Source organism: Curtobacterium sp. MCBD17_023 (assembly GCF_003224415.1).
In the GTDB taxonomy this organism is placed as follows: domain Bacteria; phylum Actinomycetota; class Actinomycetes; order Actinomycetales; family Microbacteriaceae; genus Curtobacterium.
Genome location: NZ_QKLJ01000028.1, coordinates 1 through 6,377, shown reverse-complemented (window position 1 = coordinate 6,377; position 6,377 = coordinate 1). Strand labels below are relative to the sequence as shown.

Below are 6,377 nucleotides of genomic sequence, written 5' to 3'. Positions count from 1 at the left end.
CGGAGATGTGTATAAGAGACAGGCACAACGAGAACCGGCCCGAACCGCCGATTCCGGTGGTTCGGGCCGGTTCTCGTTGTGCCGGTCCGAGCGGCGCCGGGAGGCGCGGATCGCCGCCGCCCCGCGCCTCCCGGCGCCGCTCGGACCGGCACAACGAGAACCGGCCCGAACCGCCGATTCCGGTGGTTCGAGCCGGTCCCTGTTGTGCGGTGCCGAAGCGCACCACGGAGCGGGGCGCCGAAGAGCACCGCGCAGCGCGACCTACTCCGCCGACTGCACGTCGATGAGCACCTTGCCGACCGCGTCGCCCTGCACCGCATCGTGGGCTGCTGCGGTCTCCTCGAGCGGGAAGCGGATCAGCGCGAGCCCGGCCTCCTCGCCGACCGGCAGGACACCGTCGCGCAGTGCGGCGGTGATGTCCTCAGCGGCGGCGGCGAGGGCGGCGTCGCCGATCGTGTACAGCAGCAGGAACTGGTAGCGCGCGTTGATGCCCATGTTCGGCCGCACCGGGATCGACGCCGCGTCTCCGCCGTTGTCCGCGTACATCGAGACGACGCCGTGGTTCGCCAGGACCGCAGCGTCGAGGTCGGCGTTCGCCGGGATCGACACCTCGACGACGATGTCCACGCCGTCCGGGGCGATCGAGCGGATCCGGTCGGCGGCGCCGTCCTCGCGGTAGTTCACCGTGTGGTGGGCCCCGGCCGCCGTGGCGAGGGCCGCCTTGTCCTCCGAGCTGACCGTGGCGACGACGGTGGCGCCGGCCCAGCTGGCGAGCTGGATCGCGGCGTGTCCCACGGCCCCCGCGCCGCCGGCGACGAGCACGGTCTTGCCGGAAAGGGCACCGGGCGAGAGGCGGGTCGGGCCGTCCTCGTGCACGGTGAGCGCACGGTGCGCGGTCATCGCCGGCACGCCGAGGCTGGCACCGACGTCGAACGAGACGCCCTCCGGGAGCGGGACGACGCGGGCGGCGGGCACGACGGTGAACTCCTGCGCGGTGCCGGTCGGGCGGGACGCGGCGGCCATGAACAGCCAGACGCGGTCACCGACGGACAGGCCCTCGACGCCGTCGCCGACCGCGTCGACGACGCCGGCACCGTCCTGGTTCGGCGTGATCTCCGGGAACGGCAGGCCGTCGCCGTACGTGCCGCCCTGTCGCGCCTTCCAGTCGGTGGGGTTCACCCCGGAGACGACGACGCGGACGCGGACCTCACCGGCACCGGGCTCGGGGACCGGACGGTCGGCGAGGGAGAGGACGGCGGACGTTCCGGGCTGGGAGTAGACGATCGATCGCATGCCTCCACGCAACCACCCGCGGTCGGCGAGGATTCCAGACCGGGTGTGGTCAGGAGCGGGAGTCGTACCCCGAGCGCGCTTCGGCGACGCCGTCCATGTGGTCGATCGCCCACTGTTCGAGCGGCACGAGCACGGCGCGGAGCGACCGGCCGGTGTCGCTGAGCTCGTACTCCACGTGCGGCGGGATCTCGGGGAAGACCGTCCGGGTGACGAAGCCGTCACGTTCGAGGGCCCGGAGCGTCTGCGTGAGCATCTTCTGCGACACACCCTGCACCCGGGTGGCAATGGCGGAGTACCGACGAGGCCCGTCCGCGAGGGCGCCGATCGTCAGCACGCTCCAGCGGTCCCCGATCCGGTCGAGGAGCTGCCGCGAGGGGCAGTCCGCCGCGTAGGGGCTGTACTCGAGCGCGCTCATCCCGACCTCCGTCACGCACCACGAGGTGCCTACTTACTCGGAGAGAGTAACACCCGTACAGTGAGTGGCACGGCGCGCCACCGCGTCGGCACCACCACCACGAAGGAGCTCGCATGTCCACCATCGTCGTCTTCGGAGGCACCGGGTACGCCGGGTCCGCCATCGTCCGCGAAGCCCTCTCCCGCGGGCACGAGGTCGTCGCCGTCGCGCGTGACACCACGAAGCTCGACGCCGCCGAGCACCTCACGCTCGCGCAGGGGGACGCGTTCGACGCCGGCTTCGTCAGCGACGTCACGAAGGACGCGGACGTCGTCATCGTCGCCCTGCACGCGGTCCAGTCGGACGGCACCGAGCTGAAGGACCGGTTCCAGCACTTCGTCGACGCCGCGGCCGCTGCCGGTGCACGCCTGGGCATCGTCGGCGGCGCCGGTTCGCTGCTCGTCGCCGAGGGCGGCCCGGCCCTCTACGACACGGCCGAGTTCCCCGACGCCTTCAAGGGCGAGGCGAAGAGCCACGGCCAGGTCCTCGAGGCACTCCGCGCCGGTGGCACCGACGTCGACTGGTTCTACGTCAGCCCCGCCGCCGCCTTCGGCAGCTACAACCCGGGGGAGCGTCGTGGCACGTACCGCACCTCGGACGACGTGCTCCTCACCGACGCCGACGGCAACTCGGACATCTCGGGCGCCGACTACGCGATCGCGGTCGTCGACGAGATCGAGGAGCCGAAGCACCACCAGGCGCGGTTCGGCGTCGCCTACTGAGCGCAGCTGTCCACGTCACCACGTGACGGACGGGAGGCCCGTGACCAACTGGTCACGGGCCTCCCGTCCGTCACGGCGGCCCGGCCGCTGGCGCGCCGGTCCGGTTCCGGCGGCGCGGGCACACCGTCCGTGGTGTCAGCGGTTGCCGACGATGGTCGGCAGCGGCAGGTGGTGACGCATCCGCATCTCCAGGTGCAGGCCGCCGCGTCGGGCGAGGACGAACGCGATCACCGTGGCGGCCGCGGCGGGCACGCCGCCCGCGACCATCATCCCGACGTGCGCGCCGAAGCGGTCGACGACCTGACCCATGACGGCGCCGCCGATCGCCTGACCACCGAGCAGCACGAGCACGTACAGCGACATCACCCGCCCGCGGATCGCGACGTTCGAGGACAGCTGGACGAGCGAGTTCGACGCGGTCATGAAGAGCAGCTGCGACAGGCCGACCACGACGAGCAGGACGGTGAACGGCGCGATCGTCGGCGCCGACCCGGCCACCACGAGCAACAGCCCGGTCCAGAACACCCCGCCGACGATGGTGCGGAGCCGGACCACCGCCCGTCGTGTGGAGAGGACGGCGCCGGTCAACGCTCCCACCGCGACGGCGGAGTTGAACAGGCCGTAGCCGCCGGCGCCGACGCCGTACACGTCGGACGCGAAGGCGGACAGCAGCACGGGCATCGTCAGCGCGAAGACGGAGAAGAACGCGAGCAGGACGACGGGCACGATGATCGTCGGCTTCGCGGCGGCGTACCGCAGCCCCTCGACGAGCTGCCCCTTCGCCCGCGCGGCCGGCGGTGTGCGGTGGAGTTCGGAGACGCGGAGGAACCCCAGCGTCACGACCACCGCGACACAGGCGGCGGCGTTGATGCCGAACGACCACCCCGCCCCGACGGCGACGAGCAGGATGCCGGACAACGCCGGACCGATCATCCCGCCGAGCTGGAACACCGACGAGTTGACGCTGATCGCGTTGCGGAGGTGCTGGTGACCGACGATCTCGGTGACGAACACCTGCCGCGCCGGGTTGTCGATCACGGTGACCATGCCGACCAGGAACGCGATCACCCAGATGTGCCACGCCTCCACGACCCCGGCCAGGGTGAGGACGGCGAGCAGCAGGGACAGCACCGCGAAAGCGCCCTGCGTGATCATCATCAGCGCGCGCTTCGAGTACCGGTCGACGAAGACCCCGCCGAGCAGCCCGAACAGCAGCATCGGGGCGAACTGACATGCGACCGTGATGCCGACCTGCGCGACCGAGCCGGTGAGCTGCAGCACGAGCCAGTCCTGCGCGATGCGCTGCATCCACCCCGCCGTCATCGCCACCAGGTTGGTGGCGGTGAAGAGCCGGAAGTTCGGCACCGACAGCGCGATGAAGGACCGCCGCCACGGAGGCGGTGTCGTGCTGATCGGGAGCGGCTCGGTGGGCGGATGGACGGTCGTCGGGGACGGACGCACGGTGTGGGGGACTCCGGCTGTCGAGGGCGGGAACGGTACCCGGTCGAAACTATCCGCTCCCGGTCCATTCGATCCTCCTATGATCGGCATCACTCCATTGCGATGTCGAATGAAGGGCCCACCGTGCTCGATCCCGTCCTGCTCCGGACCTTCCTCGCCGTCGCCGAGACGAGCAGCTTCACGCAGGCCGGCCTCCGTCTCGGCATCAGCCAACCGACCGTCTCGCAACACGTGCGCCGGCTCGAGTCAGCGGTCGCCCGGACCCTCGTCGCACGGGACACCCGCGGGGTCCGGCTCACCGACAACGGCGACGCGATGGCGGGGTTCGCCCGGACGATCCTGGCGGCGCACGCGACCGCGGACGCGTACTTCTCCGGGGTGGCGGCTCGTGGTCGCCTCCGGTTCGGCGCGGCCGACGACCTCGCGATCACGCAGCTGCCGCGCATCCTCCGGGACTTCCGGAAGCTGCACCCGCAGGTCGACCTCGAGCTGACGGTGAACCAGTCCGCGCCGCTCCTCCGACGGGTGCACGCGGGTCAGCTCGACCTCGTGTTCATCAAGCGGACGGCGGGGGAGTCCGCCGAGGGCACCCGGGTCGCCTCGGACCAGATGGTGTGGATGGCGCAGGACGGCATCGCCCTCGAAACCGACGACCCGGTGCCGCTGATCGCGTACCAGGCGCCGAGCATCAGCCGGCAGATGGCGATCGACGCGCTCGAGGCCGCCGGGCGCACGTGGCGGATCACCTGCAACACCCGTGACGTGAACGGTGTGCTCGCCGCGGTGCGGGCGGGGATCGGCGTCGCGGTGTTCCCACACTCGCTCATCCCGGCCGACCTGGTGAAGGTGTCGCAGCGGCTGTCGCTGCCGGACCTGCCCGCGGTCGACTACGTCCTCATCGCGAACCCGACCGTGCAACGCGAGCCGATCGAGGCGCTGACGAACGCGATCCTCTCCCGGGGCGTCGTCCGCGCGGTGTGACGGGGGTCGTCCCCGCCGTCAGCGGGAGGGTCAGGGCGCGATCGTCGGCGTGGCCCCCGTGCCCGTCAGGTCCGGCAGCGGCGCACCGAGTGCGGAGGCGACGGCCCAGAGCAACACGAGGGTCCCGACCGCGCCGAGCACGGTGCCGAGCAGGGCGACCGGCCGCTGCCAGGTGGACGCGGGGTTCCGCATCGTCACCACGGACACCACGACCGCGAGCACACTGAGCAGGACGCCGACGGCGTGCACGGTCGCCGGGGCTGTGAACCACCAGGCGGCGAGACCGAGCGTGGCGAGACCGGCCAGGGCACCGAGCACGGCACCCGGCGTCGCGCCGATCGGACGTCGAGCGCGCGTGGCGGACGCACCGGTTCCGGCCTGGAGGCCCGTGTCGGCTCCCGTCACCGGCGTCACCGGCGGAGCGGCTTGCGGCTGCGCGGTCGTCCCGGCGGCGACGGGGACCGCGGTGGACCGCGCCTTCGTCGGCTGGGCCGGACGACGCTTCGGCAGGAAGCCCCGACGGGTGTTCGCGCCGCGGCTGCGGTCGGCGTTCCGGTGCTCCCGGGCAGGGGTCGGGGCGTGGGTCGCCTCGCCGTCGGACGCAGCAGCCTTCGCCGGTTCCGCTGTGGCCGGCGCGACGGACGGCAGGGCCCGCGTGACCGCGGGGACGACCGGCGCCACGGCGTGCGGCTCGGACGCCGGACCGGGGAAGGGTGCGGCGGTGGTCGGCGCCGGGGTGGCGAGCACGGCGTCGAACGTCGGCGGAGCGGTGACCGCCGGCGGGATCACGCGCGCCTGCTGCCGGGCGAAGCGGGCGGGCGTGCGGTACCCGATGGGTCCGACGGCCTCGGGCTCGCCGCCCTCGACGACGACGTGTTCGAGTCCGGGCACCGAGAACCGCGGCTGTCCTGCTGCCGGCACGACGGGGAACGCGGGAGCCGGCGGGGCGGCCGGGGTCGCGGTGGTCGCGCCACGTCCGGCGGAGCGCGCTGCCGGCCCGGCCGTCGGAGCGGTCGGGACCCCGGCATCGGGGGTCGCGGACCAGGACTGCGAGGCGACCGGTCCTGCCGGGGCAGGCACGGGCGCCGCGGACCGGGTGTCGCCGGTGTCCGCGAGCGCTCCGACGGGCGCTGCGGACGCATGCGCCGCGCCGACCACGGGAGCCGCGGGCATCGCCATCGCCCCGGCGGAGGCCTGGGCATCCGTTGCGCTCCGACGCGCTGCACCGTGTCGCCCTGTGGCGCGGGGATCGCCGGCGGCGGTGCGGTCCGCAGCAGGGTCCCGGGTGCCTGCCGGTGTGGCGGTCGCCTCGGCCGGTCCGAGCCCGGCGACGGTCACACGCGCCTCCGCGACGGCCGAGAAGGGGAGGGTGTCGACGTTCGGCGACGTCGGAGCCGGCGGCAGCAGCTCGGGGGTCGGCGGGAAGTCGGGGACGACGGCGTTCGGGCTGTCTCTTATACACATCT

Annotated in this window: 5 protein-coding genes and 1 pseudogene; 2 read left to right on the top strand and 4 right to left on the bottom strand. The window is 73.0% G+C overall.

Annotated features, from left to right (window positions below; translation table 11 throughout):
- Nucleotides 1–261 precede the first annotated feature (261 nt).
- Complete coding sequence (locus DEI84_RS15385) at nt 262–1,293, bottom strand: NADPH:quinone reductase (protein ID WP_110826070.1); 1,032 nt, start codon at nt 1,291–1,293, stop codon at nt 262–264.
- A 49-nt stretch (nt 1,294–1,342) separates the two neighbouring features.
- Nucleotides 1,343–1,708 (bottom strand): helix-turn-helix domain-containing protein, encoded by a 366-nt coding sequence (locus DEI84_RS15380; protein WP_110891522.1) that lies wholly within the window; start codon nt 1,706–1,708, stop codon nt 1,343–1,345.
- 113 nt (nt 1,709–1,821) lie between these two features.
- Between DEI84_RS15380 and DEI84_RS15375 the strand changes: the two genes are divergently transcribed.
- Entirely contained in the window at nt 1,822–2,469 is a 648-nt protein-coding gene (locus DEI84_RS15375) for an NAD(P)-dependent oxidoreductase (protein ID WP_110891521.1), read from the top strand.
- Nucleotides 2,470–2,604: 135 nt separating this feature from the next.
- On the opposite strand, the gene DEI84_RS15370 is transcribed toward DEI84_RS15375, so the two are convergent.
- Nucleotides 2,605–3,930, bottom strand: coding sequence for an MFS transporter (locus DEI84_RS15370; RefSeq protein WP_258371805.1), 1,326 nt, complete (start codon nt 3,928–3,930; stop codon nt 2,605–2,607).
- Between the two features lie 123 nt (nt 3,931–4,053).
- Between DEI84_RS15370 and DEI84_RS15365 the strand changes: the two genes are divergently transcribed.
- Complete coding sequence (locus DEI84_RS15365) at nt 4,054–4,911, top strand: LysR substrate-binding domain-containing protein (protein ID WP_110891519.1); 858 nt, start codon at nt 4,054–4,056, stop codon at nt 4,909–4,911.
- A 30-nt stretch (nt 4,912–4,941) separates the two neighbouring features.
- Here the strand turns inward: DEI84_RS15365 and DEI84_RS15815 are convergent.
- Nucleotides 4,942–6,377: pseudogene (locus DEI84_RS15815) on the bottom strand (hypothetical protein); the annotation flags it as partial.